The organism is Candidatus Rokuibacteriota bacterium (genome assembly GCA_030647435.1).
In the GTDB taxonomy this organism is placed as follows: Bacteria; Methylomirabilota; Methylomirabilia; order Rokubacteriales; family CSP1-6; genus AR37.
Window position 1 is genome coordinate 18,781 of record JAUSJX010000034.1, and the last position, 18,726, is coordinate 37,506.

At 68.8% G+C, this 18,726-nt stretch carries 19 protein-coding genes; all 19 read left to right on the forward strand.

Annotated features, from left to right (window positions below):
• Positions 1-2 precede the first annotated feature (2 nt).
• The 19 genes from Q7W02_06645 to Q7W02_06735 all read left to right on the forward strand — a co-directional run bounded on the left by Q7W02_06645 (position 3) and on the right by Q7W02_06735 (position 18,332).
• Entirely contained in the window at positions 3-1,040 is a 1,038-nt protein-coding gene (locus tag Q7W02_06645; protein MDO8475866.1) for an electron transfer flavoprotein subunit alpha/FixB family protein, read from the forward strand.
• Positions 1,037-2,326, forward strand: coding sequence for an FAD-dependent oxidoreductase (locus Q7W02_06650; GenBank protein MDO8475867.1), 1,290 nt, complete (start codon positions 1,037-1,039; stop codon positions 2,324-2,326). Before Q7W02_06645 ends, Q7W02_06650 begins: the two co-directional genes overlap by 4 nt.
• Positions 2,327-2,624: 298 nt before the next feature.
• Complete coding sequence (locus tag Q7W02_06655) at positions 2,625-3,887, forward strand: ABC transporter substrate-binding protein (protein ID MDO8475868.1); 1,263 nt, start codon at positions 2,625-2,627, stop codon at positions 3,885-3,887.
• Between the two features lie 25 nt (positions 3,888-3,912).
• On the forward strand, positions 3,913-4,776 hold the full coding sequence (locus Q7W02_06660) for a hypothetical protein (protein ID MDO8475869.1): 864 nt from the start codon (positions 3,913-3,915) through the stop codon (positions 4,774-4,776).
• Positions 4,773-5,555 carry an SDR family NAD(P)-dependent oxidoreductase gene (locus Q7W02_06665; GenBank protein MDO8475870.1) on the forward strand — a complete coding sequence of 261 codons (783 nt, stop codon included), beginning with the start codon at positions 4,773-4,775 and terminating at the stop codon, positions 5,553-5,555. The genes Q7W02_06660 and Q7W02_06665 overlap by 4 nt, the downstream gene beginning before the upstream one ends.
• Positions 5,556-5,634: 79 nt before the next feature.
• Positions 5,635-6,096 carry a hypothetical protein gene (locus Q7W02_06670; protein ID MDO8475871.1) on the forward strand — a complete coding sequence of 154 codons (462 nt, stop codon included), beginning with the start codon at positions 5,635-5,637 and terminating at the stop codon, positions 6,094-6,096.
• A gap of 34 nt (positions 6,097-6,130) precedes the next feature.
• Positions 6,131-7,414 carry an ABC transporter substrate-binding protein gene (locus tag Q7W02_06675; GenBank protein MDO8475872.1) on the forward strand — a complete coding sequence of 428 codons (1,284 nt, stop codon included), beginning with the start codon at positions 6,131-6,133 and terminating at the stop codon, positions 7,412-7,414.
• Complete coding sequence (locus Q7W02_06680; protein MDO8475873.1) at positions 7,414-8,304, forward strand: branched-chain amino acid ABC transporter permease; 891 nt, start codon at positions 7,414-7,416, stop codon at positions 8,302-8,304. The genes Q7W02_06675 and Q7W02_06680 overlap by 1 nt, the downstream gene beginning before the upstream one ends.
• The gene (locus tag Q7W02_06685) at positions 8,291-9,340 is read left to right on the forward strand and encodes a branched-chain amino acid ABC transporter permease (protein ID MDO8475874.1); all 1,050 of its coding nucleotides are present in this window, start codon (positions 8,291-8,293) and stop codon (positions 9,338-9,340) included. Before Q7W02_06680 ends, Q7W02_06685 begins: the two co-directional genes overlap by 14 nt.
• A gap of 10 nt (positions 9,341-9,350) precedes the next feature.
• The gene (locus Q7W02_06690; GenBank protein ID MDO8475875.1) at positions 9,351-10,055 is read left to right on the forward strand and encodes an ABC transporter ATP-binding protein; all 705 of its coding nucleotides are present in this window, start codon (positions 9,351-9,353) and stop codon (positions 10,053-10,055) included.
• A gap of 114 nt (positions 10,056-10,169) precedes the next feature.
• Entirely contained in the window at positions 10,170-11,081 is a 912-nt protein-coding gene (locus tag Q7W02_06695) for a CoA-transferase (protein ID MDO8475876.1), read from the forward strand.
• A gap of 17 nt (positions 11,082-11,098) precedes the next feature.
• Positions 11,099-11,917 (forward strand): CoA-transferase, encoded by an 819-nt coding sequence (locus Q7W02_06700; protein ID MDO8475877.1) that lies wholly within the window; start codon positions 11,099-11,101, stop codon positions 11,915-11,917.
• Complete coding sequence (locus Q7W02_06705; GenBank protein ID MDO8475878.1) at positions 11,914-12,717, forward strand: citryl-CoA lyase; 804 nt, start codon at positions 11,914-11,916, stop codon at positions 12,715-12,717. Before Q7W02_06700 ends, Q7W02_06705 begins: the two co-directional genes overlap by 4 nt.
• 1 nt (position 12,718) lies before the next feature.
• Positions 12,719-13,384 (forward strand): DMT family transporter, encoded by a 666-nt coding sequence (locus tag Q7W02_06710; GenBank protein MDO8475879.1) that lies wholly within the window; start codon positions 12,719-12,721, stop codon positions 13,382-13,384.
• 10 nt (positions 13,385-13,394) lie between these two features.
• Positions 13,395-14,429, forward strand: a complete 1,035-nt coding sequence (locus Q7W02_06715) for a TIGR03617 family F420-dependent LLM class oxidoreductase (protein ID MDO8475880.1) — start codon at positions 13,395-13,397, stop codon at positions 14,427-14,429.
• Positions 14,426-15,718 (forward strand): SDR family NAD(P)-dependent oxidoreductase, encoded by a 1,293-nt coding sequence (locus tag Q7W02_06720; GenBank protein ID MDO8475881.1) that lies wholly within the window; start codon positions 14,426-14,428, stop codon positions 15,716-15,718. The genes Q7W02_06715 and Q7W02_06720 overlap by 4 nt, the downstream gene beginning before the upstream one ends.
• Positions 15,719-15,876: 158 nt before the next feature.
• Complete coding sequence (locus Q7W02_06725; GenBank protein ID MDO8475882.1) at positions 15,877-16,752, forward strand: LLM class F420-dependent oxidoreductase; 876 nt, start codon at positions 15,877-15,879, stop codon at positions 16,750-16,752.
• Positions 16,753-16,920: 168 nt separating this feature from the next.
• Complete coding sequence (locus tag Q7W02_06730; GenBank protein MDO8475883.1) at positions 16,921-17,547, forward strand: DUF1326 domain-containing protein; 627 nt, start codon at positions 16,921-16,923, stop codon at positions 17,545-17,547.
• A gap of 5 nt (positions 17,548-17,552) precedes the next feature.
• A complete protein-coding gene (locus Q7W02_06735; GenBank protein MDO8475884.1) occupies positions 17,553-18,332 on the forward strand; it encodes a DUF2182 domain-containing protein in 780 nt (259 codons plus the stop codon).
• Positions 18,333-18,726 lie beyond the last annotated feature (394 nt).

Sequence of the window (18,726 nt, forward strand, 5' to 3'; positions counted from 1 at the left end):
GGATGAGCGCAGGGTCCCGGGGAGTCTGGGTCGTGGCGGAGGCGGACGATGCCGTCCCCGAGCGGATCCGCCTGGGGCTCGTCGCCGAGGGCGAGCGCCTCGCCGGGCTCATGCGGACGCGATGCGACGTTCTCCTGATGGGGACACCTGGTGCTGCGCTCGACCGCGCAGTCATCCGGATGGCCGTCGCGACGCCCGGCGCGCTCCACGTCGTTCGGGATTCGGTGCTGTCGCCGTATGAAGCGCGGCCGTGGGTGGAGGCGCTCCGTATGCTCGTGTCGGGAGCGGACGACCTCGTGCTCCTCGCCGCCACACCGACCGGACGTGACCTGGCACCGCAGCTTGCCGTGGCTCTCGGCGCCGGTCTCGTCGCGGACTGCGTCAACGTCGAGGTCGGTGACGATGGCCAGCCGATTTTCGCCCGACTCGTCCTCGGCGGCCGTCTCCAGGCTACGCTCGCGTTCCCGGCGGCGGCCCGGATCGTGGCCACCCTCTGTCCACAGCGTCTCCCCGAGCCCGAGAGCGAGCGACGCGCCGGTGCTCCAACGCGCGTGGTCGACGCGTCGCCGTCGCTGTCCCCGCCTCGCCTGCGTCGCGTGGGGATCCGCCGGCTCGCCCCCGAGGACGTTCCGCTGGTCGAGGCGGACGTCGTGGTCGGCGCCGGGCGAGGCGTCGGCGGGCCCGAGGGGGTTTCGCTCGTTCGCGAGCTGGCCCAGTGTCTCTACGGAGCGGTGGCGGCCACGCGCCCGGTCGTGGACTCGGGCTGGCTCCCGTATGAGCTCCAGGTCGGGCAAACGGGGAAGACGGTGGCGCCCCGGATCTACGTCGCCTGCGGCATCTCCGGCGCGATCCACCACACGATGGGCATCAAGGACGCGGGTGTGGTCGTCGCGCTGAATACGGACCGATCCGCGCCCATCTTCCGCGTCGCCGACGTCGGCTTCGTCGGTGATGCCCGCGCGATCCTCCCTCGCGTGATCGCCGGGCTCCACGCCCGGAAGACGGTTCGGCCAACCCGATTCACCGGGGTCGCGAGATGACACGCGGCTGGGACGCCATCGTGGTGGGCGCCGGGCCGGCGGGCGCCGCAGCTGCGCTGGTGATGGCTCGAGCGGGCCTCCACGTGCTGCTCCTCGAGCGTGGCGAAACCGTCGGGAGCAAGAACGTCTTCGGCGGCATCCTCCACACCCACGCGCTGGCCGCGCTGGTTCCCGACTTCGCCGATCGGGCACCGCTCGAGCGGCACGTGGTGCGCCGGGCGTTCGCATTCCTGACTGACGAGGGGAGCCTCACGCTCCAGATCGGTGCCACCGACGCGGCCGACGCCTACACCGTCAGGCGACCGCCCTTCGATCGCTGGTTCGCCGAGGAAGCGCGCGCTGCCGGCGCCGTCCTGGTCCCCGCCACCGTCGTCGACGATGTGGTCATCCAGGACGGGCGCGTCGTCGGCGTCGAGACGCGCCGCCGCGACGGGCGGGCGCTCGCGCCGATCGTCGTCGGGGCCGACGGCGTGAACTCGGTTGTCGCGCGCCGTGCCGGAGCGCGCCCCGACTTCCCGCTCTCGGCGCTGGCGCTCGGCGTCAAGCAGGTGTTCGCCCTCGCTCCAGGCGTGATCGAGGAGCGGTTCGGCGTCCGCGACAGGCAAGGCGTCGCGCTGGAAGCGGTGGGCCACCCGACGCGCGGAATGCAGGGAGGCGGCTTCGTCTACACCAATCACGCCAGCCTTTCCGTGGGCGTCATCTGTCGCCTCGATCAGCTGGCGGCGGCCGGCGTCACGCCGGAGGAACTGCTGTCGGCGTTCGAGGCTCACCCGGCGGTGAGCCCGTGGCTGCGGGGAGCGGAGCCGCTCGAGTACGGAGCGCACCTCCTTCCCCTCGGCGCCGCCGACCTCGTTCCCCGCCTCGCCAGTCACGGTCTGCTCCTCACCGGGGACGCGGCCGGTCTCCTCGTGTCCCGGGGGGTGACGCACGAGGGAGCGAACCTGGCGATGGCCTCCGGAGCGGCAGCGGGCGTGGCGGCAGTGGCCGCCCATCGGGCTCGGGACTTCTCGGCCACGACGCTGGAGCGGGCCTACCGGGCGGAGCTCGCCCGACTCGGTGTGACAGCGCACGTCGATGCGGGGCGAAGGGTCGAGGCCGCACTCCGCGCGCCCGAGCTCTACGCGGCGCTCCCGGAGGTGGCGTGGGAAGCCGCGCGCCGATTCGTGTCCGTGGGCGACGGCCCGCCCGTCGGGCTCCGCCACGCCCTTCGCCTTGCCACGCGCGAGGGGGTTTCGGCAGCTCGCCTCGGTCGCGTGGCGGCCCGCCTGGTGTGGGGGTGGCGGTGAGGGGCACGGCGCAGCGTCTCGACGGGTTGCGCTACCGCGTCGACGGGACGGCGCACATCCTCGTCGACACGAGCCGTTGTCAGGCCTGCCCCACACGCCCGTGTCTCACGGTGTGCCCGGCCGGCTGCTTCGAGCAGAACGGTGGCACGATGTCCTTCTCGTACCAGACGTGTATCGAGTGCGGGAGCTGCCAAGCGATCTGCCCGTGTGGCGCGGTTCGGTGGAACCACCCGCGCGGCGGCTTCGGCGTGGCCTATCGACTCACATGACCCAGATCCGGGACAACAGGGAGGCGCACATGCATAGCACGACAGCAACGATGACGCGGCGAACATTCCTCAAGACCTCGACGGCCGTCGCCGCCGGGACCGCGATCGGCGGGGTTCCCGCCCTCGGCCCCGCCCAGCCCAAGGAGATCGTGATCGGCTGGGTTGCCACTCTCACCGGCCCCGGGGCGACCTGGGGCACCAAGTCGCTCGACGGGACGAAGTTCGCCGTCGACGAGTTCAACCGGCAGGGAGGTGTCAAGGCCCTCGGCGGCGCCCGACTCCGGCTCGTGACCTACGACAACGAGACCAAGGTCGACCTGACGCGGACGCTCATGGAGAAGCTCATCCTCGAGCACAGGCCGGTGGCGGTGTTGGGCAACATCATGAGCCCGGCGACGATGGTCGGCACCCAGGTGTCCGAGCGGCACCGGGTGCCCATGGTGGTCGTGAACTCTACGATGGACGAGATCACGGAGCGGGGACTCAAGTACAGCTTCCGCGTGACCGGCAAGGCCGGCGACTTCTACGCGAGATCCCTCGGGGAGTTCCTCAGCTGGGCCATCGAGAAGACCGGCAAGCGGCCGAAGATGGCAGCGATCCTGGCGCTCCAGGGGTGGGAACGAGCCGTCAAGACGTACGAGGACTGGGTCCGCGCCGCCAAGATCGAGCTGCACAGCAAGACGATGTACGCCCCGGCCCAGGACGATTTCACGGTGCTCCTCTCGAAATACAAGGCTGACGGCGTGGATGTCGTCATGGGGCTCAACTACCCGAAGGATGCCGTCCGCATCTACCAGAACGCCAAGACGCTCGACTACAATCCGATGGCGTTCACCGGCCAGCCGGGCGGCTACAACACTCCCGAGTTCGTCAACGCGCTCCAGAAGGACGCCGAGTACGCGATCTCGGTCGACCGCTTCCCCCTCGATCTCACGGGGGTGCCAAAGATCCGCGAGGTCAACGAGCGCTTCAAGGCGCGGTTCGGTTACGACCTGGAGGACTCGTCGGCCAACGCGCTGGGAGCGGTGAGCGCTGTCGTCGACGCGCTGGAGCGGGCGAAGAGCACGGATCGGGAAGCGGTGCGGGAGGCGCTGGCGCAGACGGACCTCAAGATCGGCGACCGGCTCGTGGTGGAGCCGAACGGGATCAAGTTCAACCAGGCGGGGGACAACGTCCGCCTGATCGCGCCCGTCATCCAGATCCTCCAAGGGCAGAAGCGCATCGTGTGGCCGGACTCGATCGCCACCAGTCGCCTCGTGTGGCCGGTTCCGAAGTGGAACGAGCGGGCCTGAGCGGGAGCACGTCGCGGTGCGCATCATGGTGCTGGTGAAGTCGATGGTGGACCCGGGGTGCCCGGTGGGGCCGGGCCTCGGCGGTGTCCCGGACGCCGCGGAGCTGGCGTGGGTGGCCAACCCCGCGGATCTGGCGGCGGCGGCCATCGCGGCGCGGCTCCGCGCCGGCGCGGGGGGCGGCATCGTCACGGTGCTCACCCTCGGGCCGCCGGGCGCAGAGCCGGCGCTGCGCGCGGCGCTCGCCCAGGGCGCCGATCGGGCCCTTCGCGTCGAGCGAGAGGCTGACGTGCTGGGCGCTTCCCCGCTGGCGACCGCGGCCGCGCTGGCCGCCGTCCTCGAGGAGGATTCGCCCGACCTCGTGCTCTGCGGCGCGCAGGCGGGCTCGCATCACGGGGGCCAGGTCGGGCCGGCGGTGGCGGCGTTGCTGGGATGGCCCCACGTCTCGAGCGTCGTGAGCGTCGACCGCGACGGCCGCACCGCGTCGCTCGCGGTGGAACGGCTCGGCGTCGCGGGCCGCAGGGAAGTGCTGGAGGTCCCGCTTCCCTCGGTCCTCGCCATCGCCCCGGAGGCGGAGCCGCTGGAGGAGCCGGGACTGCCGGCGTGGGTGGCCGCTCATTCGGCCGCCGTCGAGGTGGTGAAGAGCCGGCCGCCTCGAAGCGCCGCGCCGCAGCCTCGCCTGGTAGGCCTCGGGCCGCCCCGCCCCCGACCCAAGCGGATCTTCACGCCGAGCAGCGATCTCCCGGCGGAGGAGCGGATTCAGCTCCTCCTCCTCGGTGGCGCGAAGCCGAAGCAGACCGAGGTGGTGGAGGGGCCGGTGGAATTGGTCGCCGACCAGCTTCTCCAGTTCCTCCTCGACCACGGTGTGGCGCCGGAGGAGGCGGACGCGTGAGCGGGGGGAGCGGCAAGGGGCTCGACCTCTTCCGGCTCGACGGTCGGGTCGCGCTGGTCACCGGGGGAAGCCGCGGGCTCGGCAAGGCGGTCGCGCTGGGGCTGGCCGGCGCCGGCGCCGACGTGGCCGTGGCCGGCCGGACGATGGACGACCTCGAGCAGACCGTGGCCGAGGCGCAGGCGGGCGGGCGGCAGGCTCTCGCCATCCGCGCCGACCTCTCCCGCGGCGAGGAGGTCAGGGCGGTGGCGGCGACGGCGCTCGACCACTTCGGTCGCGTGGACATCCTGGTGAACAACGCCGCCGTGCTGCCGGAGACGGAGCTCCTTGAACTGACCGAGAGCGAGTGGGACCGGGTGCTCGACACGAACCTAAAGGCCGCCTTCCTGCTGAGCCAGGCGATCGCTCGCGTTATGGTGACTCGCGGCGGCGGCGCGATCGTCAACGTCGCCTCCTACAACTCGGTGCGGGGCGCCGCCGGGCTCGGCGCCTACACGGCGAGCAAGGGTGGGCTCCTCACGCTGACCAAGACGATGGCGATCGAGTGGGCCCGTCACGGCATTCGGGTCAACGCCGTCTGTCCCGGCTGGATCCGGACTGACCTCAATAGCAAGTTCCTGGACACGCCCTACGGCGAACGGATGGTCCGCTCGACCGTGCCGATGATGCGCGCCGGCCGACCGGACGAGCTGATCGGGGCCGTCATCTACCTGGCGTCGGACGCGGCCGCCTACGTCACCGGCGCCGCCCTCTTCATCGACGGAGGCAAGTCGGCGAAGTAGTCGCGCCTCGAGGAGAAAACATGACACTCGCACGGCAACGTGCTCTACGGGTTCAAATTCCGCCCGGTGGAGGGAAGCGATGCATGAGGGTCTCGTCGCGTACGGTGTGAGCCTGCCGTACCACCGCTTGCCGGTGGATCGGGTCAACGAGGTCTGGCTCAACACCAACTTCGGTGGCGTCAAGTCGCTCCAGATCAGCGAGCGTGGCGTGGTGGGCCCCGACGAGGACGTCATCACCTATGCCGCCGAGGCCGGGCGGCGCGCGCTGGCCATGACCGGGGTGCCGAGGGAGAAGACCGGCGCCTGCTACCTCGGCACCCACACGGGCCCCTACGTCTCGCGCGCCAGGCTCGTCGAGTACGGGCTGGCCATCGGCGCCGACGCCCTGGCCTTCACGGCCACGCCGACGGTCTCCGTGCCGAGGCGTCTCGCGACGGTCGACGCGCTGCTGGCGCGCAAGCGCGTGGTGGACTACGCGACCAGCATGAAGTTCGAGCGGAAGTACGACCAGCCGGCACTGCGGATGTCGGCCTTCGAGTAGCGAACCGACCGGAGACGGAACGGAGGAGCACACCATGGATCACGACAGCACTTCCCCCACACTGGGGCCGGTGAGCCGGCGGCGGTTCCTCGGAGGAGCCATCGCGACAGCCGGTACGGCCGCCGCTACGCTCGGTTTCCCCGTGGTCCGGCGGGCCGCGGCGGCCGAGATCTTCATCCCCATCGTCACCGGGCTGACCGGGCCGTCGGCGGACTGGGGCATCCACCTCTCGCAGGGCTATCAGCTCGTCTTCGACGAGGTCAATGCCCGGGGCGGGATCAAGTCGCTGGGCGGCGCGACGATTCGCTACCAGGTCTTCGACTCCGAGTTCAAGCACGACGTCGAGCAGAAGCTCCTGCGCAAGGCGATGTCGATGAACCCGGTCGTGATCGTCGCCGGGGCCTCGAGCCAGGGCAACCTCGTGTTCGCCCCGGTCGCGGAGAAGGAAGAGGTCATCCACATCGCCGCCCTGGGCCTGGGGACGGACATCCCGGCCGCCGGCCCGCGCTGGACCTTCCAGATGAACGCCGGCGTCGACGTCCTGTGCAACGTGGCCGTGGAGTTCGTCGGCGCCATCGCCGGGGAGACGGGGAAGGCGCCCCGGCGCGTCGCGATCATGTTCGAGGACTCCTACTTCGGCAAGTCCGGCGGCGACGCCTACAAGGTCCTGGTGGCCAAGCAGAGCGCGTGGGAGCTGGTCGACACCTACTCCTACTCGGCGAAGCAGCAGGACTTCTCGACCATTATCGCCAAGTACAAGGCGGCCAAGGTGGACGTCGTTTTCCAGGCCAACTACGTCCAGGACTCGATCCTCATCATGCGGACAGCGGAGACCCTGCGCTTCAACCCGATGGCGATCATCGGCGCCGCCGGCGGGAGCGACACGCTCGAGTTCCTGAAGCAACTCGGCAAGACGGCGGAGTACTTCTTCAACGTCGCGATCTTCCCAGGCAACCTGAACCAGAACCCCAAGATCAAGCCGCTGGCGGACAAGTACGAGGCGCGGTACAAGCGGCCGCTGTTCCAGGCCAACTCCATGGGCATCACCGGCGCGGGTGTCATCGTCGACGCGCTCGAGCGGGCGGGCAGCACCGACAAGTACAAGCTGCGCGACGCCATCGCGAAGACGAACCTCAAGCTGGGCGATTCGTACGTCGTCAACCCCGACGGCGTGCGCTTCGGTGAGATCGGCAAGAACATGGCCATCCGCGGAATCATGACCCAGGTGCTGCAGGGCGATCGCTTCGCAGTTTGGCCGAAGCAGTACAGCGTCAAGAGCCCGGTGTGGCCGTGGCCGGCGTGGGAGGCGCGCGCGTAGTGCCGGATCTGCCGGTCGTTTGGCAGGCGCTGGTGAGCGGAATCCTCATGGGCGGCATCTACGCCCTGGTGGCGGCCGGGTTCACCCTGATCTTCGGCGTGCTCAAGATCATGAACTTCGCGTACGGCGAGTTCGTGATGCTGGGGATGTACGCGACGTTCCTGGCCTACACGCTGGGGGGGGTGGACCCGTACCTGTCGCTGGCCTTGGTGCTGCCCGCCTTCTTCCTGCTCGGGATCGTGGTCCAGCGCCTGCTGATCGATCGCATTCTCGACGCCCCGGACGACATGCAGATGATCCTCACGTTCGGGCTCCTGATCCTCATCTCCAATCTCGCCCTCTTCTTCTTCACCTCGGACCTCCAGGGCATCAGGGTCGGGTACCTGGACCGCATCATCACCTTCGGCGGGACCTTCTTCCGGTCGTCGCTCCTCTATGCCTTCGTCTGGGCGCTCGGCCTGCTCGCTGCGACCTATCTCTTCATCCGGCGGTCGCGGCTGGGGCGCGCCGTCCGCGCGACGGCCGACGACCGGTTCGCCGCGCGCGTGGTGGGCCTGCCGGTGCGGGCGGTCTTCTGGATCACCTTCGGCCTGGGCTCCGCGATCGGCGCCGCCTCCGGCAGCATCCTGCTTCCCTATCTGCCGGCCTCCCCCGACCGAGGATTCGAGTTCACGCTCCTGGCGATCATCGTCGTCGTCCTGGGCGGGATGGGCAGCTTCGTCGGCGCTCTGGTCGGAGGGCTCGCCATCGGGCTGACCCGGTCCCTCGGGCAGGTGTTCATCTCCGCGGTCCTGAGCGACGCGCTGAGCCTCTTCGTCGTGCTGGTGATCCTGCTGGTCCGGCCGGCCGGACTGTTCGGCGCAAAGGTCGCACGTGATGTCGCGATCTGAGCGCGCGGCCCGCCGCTGGGCCCTGGGAGCGCTGGCGGTGGCGCTCCTGCTGCTCCCGCTCTCCCCGAACGCCTACGTGGTCACCGTGGTCACGCTGGCGGCCATGAGCGCCGCTCTCGCCAGCGCCTGGAACATCGTGGGGGGCTACGCCGGTCTCCTCTCCGTCGGCGACGCCGCGTACTTCGGCATCGGCGCGTACGTCATGGGTCTCCTCTGGCTGAAGGCGGGTGTGAGCCCGACCGTCGGGCTCCTGCTCGGAGCGCTGACGAGCATGGTCTTCGGCCTCATCGTGGGAACCCTCGGCTTCAAGTCCGGTCTGCGCGGCATCTACTTCGCCGTCGCCACCCTGGCGGTGAGCGAGATCGTGCGGATGGTCGCGCTCAGCCTCGACGTCATCGGCGGCAACATGGGGCTGGAGATTCCGTACGTCTCCTCGCCCCGCCACCTTCTCTTCCGCAGCGAGATTCCCGCCTACTACCTGATCCTCGGGTTCCTCGCGCTGGTCGTCCTGATCTCCGCCCGGATCCGGCGCTCGCGGCTGGGCTACGTGCTGATGGCCGTGCGCGAGCGGGAGGCGGCGGCCGAGGCCCTGGGCGTGGACACGTTTCGCTGCAAGATGACGGCCGTCGCGATCAGCGCCTTCCTGGTCGGGCTCGGGGGCGGCCTCTACGCGCTCTACAGCCACTACCTCAACCCGACCTTCTACTTCTCGCTGGACGTCGTGGTGAAGATGATCCTCGGCACGATCCTGGGCGGGAAGGGGACCGTGCTCGGCCCGGTGCTCGGCGCGGCGACGCTCTCGGGGCTGGAAGAAGGAATCCAGTTCATCCCGCTGGCGACGGCGCGCGCGGCGAGCCTGAGCCGGATCGTCTACGCCGCACTCATCATCGTGGTCGTGCTCTTCATGCCGCGCGGCATCGTCGACTTGGCCCGCCGTGGGCGCTGGCGGCGCCCGGTGGCCGCGCTGGACGCCCCCGTCGAGGAGCGCCTAACCGCGCCGGTGCAGCGCACGACCGACGAGCACACACTGCGGTAGGGAGACACGCATGCTGAAGGTCTCGAACATCGAAGTCGGCTACGGCAACATCCAGGTCTTGTTCGGCGTCTCGTTCGAGGTGGCCGAGGGCGAGCTGGTCTCCCTCGTCGGGCCCAACGGCGCCGGCAAGACCACCACCGTGCGCGCCATCACGGGGATCGTGCCGCCCTTCAGGGGCCGCGTGGAATTCCTCGGGCGCGAGATCCAGTCCCTGCCGCCGCACGAAATCGTCCCGCTCGGCCTGGTGCACGTTCCCGAGGGACGCCTGATCTTCCCCTCGCTCACGGTACAGGAGAACCTCGACCTCGGGGCCTTCCATTCCCCCGCGCGCGCCTTCCGGGAGGAGACGCTGGAGCGCGTCTTCACGCTCTTCCCGGTGCTCCGGGAGCGGCGACGGCAGAGCGCGGGGACGCTCTCGGGCGGTGAGCAACAGATGCTGGCCATCGGGCGCGGGTTGATGGCGCGGCCGCGGCTCATCATCTTCGACGAGCCGTCGCTCGGGCTCGCCCCCATCCTGGTGGAGGAGATCCTGCAGACGATCCAGCAGATCGTCCGCGAGGGCGTCACCGTCCTGCTCATCGAGGAGAACGTCCAGGAGTCGCTCCGCCTGGCCGATCGGGCCTTTGTCCTGGAGAACGGCCGGGTGGTGCAGTCCGGAAACGGCAAGGAGCTGCTGGGCAACGAGCACATCAAACGGGCGTACCTGGGGTTGTGAAGGAGACGCTCTGGGCACGCCGGGAGGAGTCGAGATGCGGCTGAAGGGCAGGATTGCCATCGTCACGGGAGGGGGGAGCGGCATCGGCGCCGCCGCCGCCGAGCGGAGCCAGGCATGACCGAGCAGGTGGAGATCGAACGGCGATCGCTCCTCCTCGACGAGGTGGAGGCGGGCCGCGGGATCCGCGACGGGATGACGGTGGCCCTCGGCGGCTTCATCACCTCGAGCCACCCGATGGCGTTGGTCCGGCAGATCATCCGCAACGGCGTCCGCGACCTCACCGTCATCGGCGCGGCGTCGTCCGGCCTGGATGTGGACCTGCTCATCGGCGCCGGCTGCGTGCGCAAGATCATCAGCCCCTACGTGGGCGCCGAGACGCTGGCGCCGATCGGGCCCTTCTTCCGCGCCGCCGCCGAGCGGGGCGAGATCGAGGTCTGGGAGATCGACGAGGCGCTCTTCTACGTGGGCCTCCGCGCGGCGGCGCAGCTCCTGCCGTTTCTCCCGTGGCGCGGCCTGGTCGGCACCTCGTACCCGGAGGTGAACCCCGACCTCAAGATCTTCCGGGATCCGATAAAGGGGGAGACCCTCATCGCGGTCCCGGCCATCACACCCGACGTGACGCTCATCCACGCCGCCGCCGCCGACGTGTACGGCAACGTGCAGCACCACGGCACCGGGTTCGGCGACCGCGCCCTGCACCTGGCTTCCGACCGGACCATCGTCGAGGTGGAGCGCGTGATCCCCAACCAGGAGGTGCGCAAGGATCCCCTCAAGACGAGTCTCTGGGAGGTGGATGCGGTGGTCCGCGCGCCCTTCGGCGCCCACCCGTACTCGAGCCCGGGCTTCCACGTCGAGGACCGCGAGCACGTCCGCGAGTACGTGGCGGCGGCCCAGGCCTACACCCGCATGGGTGACCACGGGCCCTTCCGCGCCTACCTCGAGCGCTACGTGCTGGAGCCCGCGACCCACGCCGACTATCTCGAGCGCGTCGGCATCAAGCGGCTGTTGACCCTCTACGAGTACTGAGCGGGGAGGCCCATGCGATGAGGAGCACCGACGACGCGATCGCGACAGAGTACACCACGCCCGAGCTGGTCGCGGCGTTCATCGCCAACGACCTGGAGGACGGCATCGGCGTGATGGTGGGCGCGAATCTGCCGATTCCACGGGCCGGCGTCCTGCTGGCGCATCTCACTCACGGTCCCAACATGCGGGTCACCCTGTCCATGACCCGCACCAACCTGTTCCACGAGCCGGCGATGGAGCCGTTCGAGTTCAGCACCGACTTCCGGGCGGCCAAGTGGGCGGAGTCCTATTTCATCCACAACCAGCTGATCGACGACATCAAGCGCTCGAGCATGCGCGACGTGTTCTTCATCGGCGGGCTGCAGATCGATCGCTACGGCAACGCCAACCTCATCGGCATCGGCGCCGACTACGGGCATCTGAAGATGCGCGGCCCCGGCGGCGTGGGCACGGGCGACAAGGGCTGCCACTGCAAGCGCTACTACCTGTACATCAACAACCACGACCGGCGGGTGCTCGTCGAGAAGTGCGACTTCGTCACGGCCTTCGGCTGGGGCGACGGTGGCGCCGACGCCCGCCGCAAGCTCGGCATCCCGGGCGGCGGCCCCCGCTACTGCATCACGCCCCTCTGCATCTTCGATTTCCACGAGGAGACCAAGCACATGCGGATCAAGTCACTGCATCCCGGCGTCACGCTGGAGCAGGTGTTGGACCAGACGGGTTTCGCGCCCATCGTGCCCGCCCGCATCGAGATCACTCTACCTCCCACCGCGGAGCAGATCCGCATCCTGAGAGAGCGGATCGACCGCGAAGGAATCCTGAGGAGAACGTCATGAGCCAGACACCGCGCTGGAGCACCCGGATCAGCCATCGCTGGCCGGGCCACTGCATTATTCGGGGTTACTCCCACGCCGACATCATCGAGCGGCTGACCTACGCCGAGGCCGTCTACCTGACGCTGAAGGGGAAGCTCCCGACCGCGCCCGAGGCGCGGATGCTGGATGCGCTGCTCAACGCCCTCACCGACCACGAGTTCGAGGCGGTGACCGTCACCGCCGGCCGCCACGTGGTCTCGGGGAACCCCCAGCTCGTGCCGGGCGTGGCGGCCGCCATCCTGGCCGTTGGCTCCCGGACGACCTCGCCGGCCGATGCCGCCGAGCTGATCAACGACTCTTACGCCCGGATGGCGCGGGAAGGCTGGTCGCTGGCGGAGACGGCCGCGCGCGTCGTGGACGAGTTCGTGTCCCAGCGTCGCCGCATCCCCGGCTTCGGCCATCCCACCCACAAGAAGGGTGACTACCGGGCGGAGAGCCTCAAGCGGGTGGCCGAGGAGTGCGGGTTCCTCGGAGAGCGGACGCGCCTCTACCTGGCGATCCACCAGGCGTTCGTGCGGAAGACGGGGAAGGACAACATCCCGATCAACGTCGACGGAATGATGGCCGCCATCATGAACGAGATGGACCTGCCTCCCATCGCCATGACCGGCATCGCCATCCTCTCGGTGCTGCCCGGCGTCATGGCCCACTGCATCGAGGAGATCGAGAACTGGAAGGGGCTGCGCTTCGTCCCCGACGAAGATGCCGAGTACGTGGGAGAGCCCGAGCGGCCGCTCCCGCAGCGCGGGCCGCGCGCCTAGCGTGACGACGCGGGCCGCGGCCGCGGCGGGGCTGATCGAGCCGATCCGCCTGCCCTCGCTTAGCCAGCTCCCGCCGCTCACCCTGGCCGCGATACGGTCGGGGGCGGCGGGAGTGGCGCGCGGGGGCTACGCCTGGCTCGCCGGTGAGCGCCTGCGCCTACCCCTCCGCGGCGGGGTGCTGCTCCCGCTCGCGATCTTCACCGCGCCGCACACGGCCAACATCGCGTTGCTCCACCTGGGGATGGCAATGACCTCGGCCGGGCGCGCCACCGTGCTGTTCTTCACGCAGCCGGTCTGGGTGACGTTCCTGTCGCCGTGGATGGTTCAGGAGGAGCGACTGACGGGCGGGCGCGTGCTCGGCATCCTGCTCGCGTTCTCGGGGTTCGTCGTCGTGTTTCTCCCGGAGATCGGCGGGGAGCAGCCGGTCGTCGTCGGCGATCTCCTTTACCTGGCCGTCGGCCACATCGCGTTCGGCTTCGTACTCTGGGGAGCGCTCATTCGCCGCCACGGACCCGCGGCCGCCTCGACGTTCCTCTTCCTCGTCCCGCTCTTCAGCGTGCTGATCGGCGTCGTGTTCCTCGGTGAGGTCCCCACGGGCCCGCTGCTGGTGGGCGCCGCCCTCATCGCGGCCGGGATCGTACTCACGAGCCGGGCGCCGGTGGCGTGAGGAGCACCGCGTGCCGGACAGCCGCCCGTTCCGCCTCGACGCGCCCCTGGCCTTCGCCTCGCTGGAAGAGATCCCGGCGCTCGCGCGCCGGCTGGAACGGCTTGGTTTTGAGGGCGCTTGGACCCAGGAGGGTGTGCACGACCCGTTCCTGCCGCTCGCGGTGGCCGCGCCGACCACGCTCCGGATCACCCTCGGCACCGCGGTCGCGCTGGCGTTTCCCCGGAGCCCGATGGTGACCGCGTACATGGCGTGGGACCTCCAGCGTGCGAGCCGCGGCCGGTTCATCCTGGGTCTGGGGACGCAGGTCCGCGGTCACATCGAGCGCAGGTTCAGCGCGGCCTGGAGCTCCCCGGGGCCGCGGCTCCGGGAAGGGGTCCTCGCCCTCCGCGCCATCTGGGAGTGCTGGCAGCACAGGACGCCGCTGGATTTCCGGGGCGAATACTACGGCTTCACGCTGATGCCGCCGGCCTTCGTCCCGGACCCGTTGCCATGGTTCCCCATTCCCGTCTACCTGGCCGGTGTCAACGCGTACAACTGCCGGCTCGCTGGTGAGGTCGCAGACGGGCTCCACGTCCATCCGTTCCACACGGCCCCGTACCTTCGCGACGTCATCACGCCGCAGGTGGAAGAGGGTCTCCGGCGTTCCGGTCGCGGCCGAGGGAGCTTCACGGTGGCCGTGACGGCGTTCGTCGCCGCCGGAGCTACGGCGCGTGCCGTGGCGCGACAGCGCGAGGACGTCCGGGCGCAGGTCGCCTTCTATGCCTCGACACGCACGTATCGCCCGGTCATGGACCTGCATGGCTGGGGAGACGCGGCCGAGCGTTTGCGGAAGCTGTCGCTCGAGGGCTCGTGGGAGGCGATGCCCCACGAGATCACCGACGCCATGGTGGAGGAAATGGCGATCGTCGGCCGCGAGGAGGAGGTGGTCCCTCGCCTGGCCGCCCGGTACGGTGGGCTCGCCGATCGGATCGTTCCGTACCCGATCGGCACCCGGGGGGACCGCGAGCGACTCCTGCGTTTGCTGGCACGGGAGATGGCGGCGTGAGCACCCGGCTCCAGCGGACCCGGCACCTCAGGAGCAAGATCCTGTGGGCGGCGGCCGAAATGTTCCGCAAGAAGGGATACCACGAGAGCTTGGTCGCCGACATCGCCCGAGAGCTGGGGATGGCGAAGCCGACGCTCTATCACTACTTCAAGAGCAAGCAGGAGCTGCTGTTCGAGTCGCACCTGCTGGCCGCTGCCACGGTGGTGGAAGACCTGCGCGAGATCAGGCAGCGGCCGGAGAGCGCCGAGGTCCGGCTCCGGCAAGCCATCATCTCCTTCATGGTGGCCGTCGTCGAGAAGGTCCCGCTCTCCTCGGTCCTCGTCTTCCAGAACAGCATCCTCTCTCCGGCCCAGCGCAAGAAGATCGTCGAACGCCGCGACGAGGCGGATCAGATCTTCCGGAGCATCATCTCCGACGGGATCGCCGCCGGCGACTTCGTGGCGATAGACGCGAAGATCGTCTCGCTGATCATCATCGGAGCCATGAACTGGCTGCCTCACTGGTATTCGCGCAGCGGCCCCCTGTCAGTTCACGAATTAGGCCATCGCTTCGCAGACTATCTTATCCGCGGCCTCGCCGGCTCGCAAGACACACGAGCTCATATGGCTGCGGCCGGAATCGATGACGAAAATGCAATTCTCGCTCTCACCGTGGCAGTGCTCGGAGTGGGAAGTACTCTTGGCCAGGCAGTGGCGCTCAGCCTTGCGCGAGGGGGTAGCCGGATTGTGGCAATGGATCGGCGCGAAGCCTCGGCTCGGCAGGTGGCAGAAGCGATCCAAGAGATCGGCGGCGAGGCGGTCGGCTACGGTGCCATCCTGAGCGATGCGGAGCAATGGGAACCGATTCTAGGAGAAGCCGCGGCACAGTTCAAACATCTCGATGCCCTTGTGTATGTCCACGACCTGTCGGAGGCTTCCGAGACGCCGGCAAATGGAAAGGATTCAGTGTTTCCACTTTACGCCCCGACGGCGGACATGACAGCTGTCGCCCGTGCAGCGCGGCATGTGTTTGGGAAGGAAGGGCGGGGAAACGTGCTGTTCGTGGTGAGAGCAGTAGTGCCCGGCAGACCGGAGGCGGATTTAGAGTGGTTTTCAGAATTCACACGCGCTTTGGCGCGCGATCTGGCGTCGAGCGGCGTTCGCGCGAATGCCGTTCTTGTGAAGACTGGGGGTGGAGACCGCGACGCCGGATCGCTCCGGGACATGTTAGCCGCAGTACGCTTGCTCCTGAGTAGTGGCGGTCCGTGGCTTACTGGACAGGTTATCCGCCTCTCGGACGTGGCGGTGTGACGTGCATCGCTGGTCGCAAGAATCTGTTCTCGCTCGAGCTGGTTTGCCGGGTGCCGGCACTGTGGTGAATGCCCATGGGGGAAAGACCCTGAGGCTGGTGTCGGGTATGCCCCATTGGCTCGTGCATTGAACCTGGGGCCGATCCGGAGGGACATGCTATGAAATTTGGTCTCCATCTCCCGCACATCGGGCAGTTTGCGACCCGAGACGACGTGCTCGCTGCGGCTCAATTGCTCGACCAGGAGGGGTTCGACTCGGTGTGGGTTGCCGACCATGTCGCCATGCCGGTGCATTCCGAGAGTGTCTATCCGTATCGGGCGGACGGCTTCCCGTTCCCCAAGGACGCCCCGTGGCTCGAGGCCATCACGACAGCGGCTTTCGTGGCCGGTGTCACGTCGCGCGTTCAACTCGGCTTCAGCGTCCTGGTCCTTCCGATGCGGCACCCGGTGCTGACAGCGAAGATGCTGGCCACCTTGGACCATCTCTCCAACGGGCGCGTTGTGGTCGGACTGGGCGTGGGTTGGTGGCGCGAAGAGTTCGCGGCGTTAGGCGTCCCGTTCGCGGAGCGCGGCCGCCGCTGCGATGAAGCGATAGAAGTACTGCGTGGCCTCTGGCGGGAAAAAGAGTTCAGTTATAAGGGCCGGTTTTATGAGCTCGAGGCGGTCTACTGCGAACCTAAGCCCATCCGGCGATCGATCCCGCTCTGGATCGGGGGCGGCGAGGCGGGCTTCGAGCGCATAGTCCGCTTGGGGGACGGCTGGCACGCCGTCGGAGGCGACGTTGAGAAGATCGCGGCGGGCTGGGCGAATATCGTTCGCCGCGCCGAAAAGGCTGGTCGCGATCCAGCGAGTCTCGAGCTCACGGTAAGCACGGGGTTGCCGTCCGACCGCGGGCGGACGATTTCCCGCTTTCGCGCACTTCGGAAGGCCGGAGTGAGTCATGTTGTGTTGAACACGCGGCAATTGCCCTTCCCGCAGCTTCGGGAGGTCGTGGAGCGCTTCGCCCGGGATTGGAGACCGGAGATCGAGGGATAACGGAGCCTGGGCAGGTGAGCCGCCTGCCGTGGCTCGCAGAGGAGAGGGCGGCTGAACGCCCAGCCCACGCGCTGGCAGGTGCGATTTCTCTTACGGGTTGATTTGAGCTTGACAGCCGCCGTGTGCGACGGCAGCGTGGAACTCCCAATGTTCACCGGAGGACCAGCCATGGCGACCGCTACTGCGACGAAGACCAAATGGACCCTCAAGGGTCGGGGGTACGAGTTCTGCAACTGTGACTTCGGCTGCGGCTGCGTCTTCGGTGGATTCCCCAATTCCAAGGACGGCAGCTGTCGTGCCTTGATCGGCTTCGACATCAGTAGAGGCAAGTGCGGCCACGTGGAGCTTTCCGGCGTGAAGTGGGCCGGCATTTATGACTGGCCGAAGGCGATTCACCAGGGCAACGGCAAGGTTGCCTTCGTAGTGGACCAGGCGGCCACCGACGCGCAGGTCGAGGCGCTCGGACAGATCTTCACGGGTGCGCTCGGCGGGATGCCGTGGGAGGTCCTGGGGCCGACGGCCGCGGTCGCAGGGCTGGTGAAGGCCAAGATCACCATCGAGGGGAGCGGACAGAAGAGCACCTTCCGCGCGGAGGGCATCGGGGAGGGGCGCGGCGAGGCGTTCAAGAATCCCGTGACCGGTAAGGACCACTTCGCGCAGGTGCATCTGCCGACCGGCTTCATCTGGAAGAAGGGCGAATGCGGGGAAGGGACCTTCCGCGCCGCCGCGGCCGGTGTGTCGGTTGCCGCCGAGAAGACCAACTGGATCCTCTACGAGTTCGACTGGGCCAACTGAGCGGCGTGCCGGCGCTCGACAGCCTGCTCCGGCGCGACCGTGCGATCGTCGGCGCCGGCCTCCTGGCGACCGCCCTCGTGGTGTGGCTCTACCTCTTCCGTCTTTCGATGTCGATGCCGGGCATGGACATGGCCGAGATGCCGGGGATGGCGATGCCGCGGGACCACGCCTGGGACCCCGTCGACGTGCTTCTGCTCTTCGTCATGTGGGCGGTCATGATGATCGCGATGATGGTGCCAGCGGACGCGCCGATGATCCTGACGTTCGCCATGGTGCAGCGGACGCGCCGAGAACAGGACCGGGCGGCCATCCCGACCGTCGTGTTTCTCCTCGGCTACGCGGCGGTGTGGACGGCCTACGCCACCGTGGCGGCGCTCGCGCAATGGCGACTGCACGAGGCCGGCTTCCTCTCCGCTGCCATGGCGAGCACGAGCGCGTGGCTGGGCAGCGCGTTGCTCCTCGTCGCGGGCGTGTTCCAGTGGACGCCGCTCAAGCAGGCCTGCCTCGCCAAGTGCCGCTCGCCTCTTTCCTTCGTGATGACTGAGTGGCGCGACGGGCGCGCCGGCGCCTTCGTGATGGGGATGCGACACGGCGCCTACTGCGTGGCGTGCTGCTGGGCGCTGATGGCGCTGCTCTTCGTCGCCGGCGTGATGAACTTGTTATGGGTCGCCGGTCTCGCGGTCTTCGTTCTCGCCGAGCGCGTGCTGCCGGGCGGCCTGGTCGTCGGTCGTATCGCCGGTGCGCTGTTGCTCGTGGCCGGTGTGGTCATCCTCGTCCGAGGTTAGCGCGGCGGCCGGTGCGGTGGTCCCGTTGATTAGGCTGCTTGTCGACCTCGCGTCCCGCTTCCACGGCGTGGACTACTGGGAAAGCGGGCGGACACTGGCGAAGATGGGGCTGGCGGGACGGCTGGGCGCCGACATCGTCCGACGATGCCGCGGCGTGGGAGAGGCCGCGGCTGCCGTGCGGGATCCGCGGCTGGCTCGACGACGCGTACGAGCCGGGCCGCATGACGAGGACCGTGTACGACGCGGTGGCGCACGCCATGCGACTCGACGGTTCATAAGGAGACACCGCGCAATGGATTTCGCCTCGTCCCCGAAGGTCAGGATGCTGGTCGAGCAGCTCGCGGCATTCATGGCGCGCCAGGTGTATCCGAACGAGCGGGTGTTCTACGAGCAG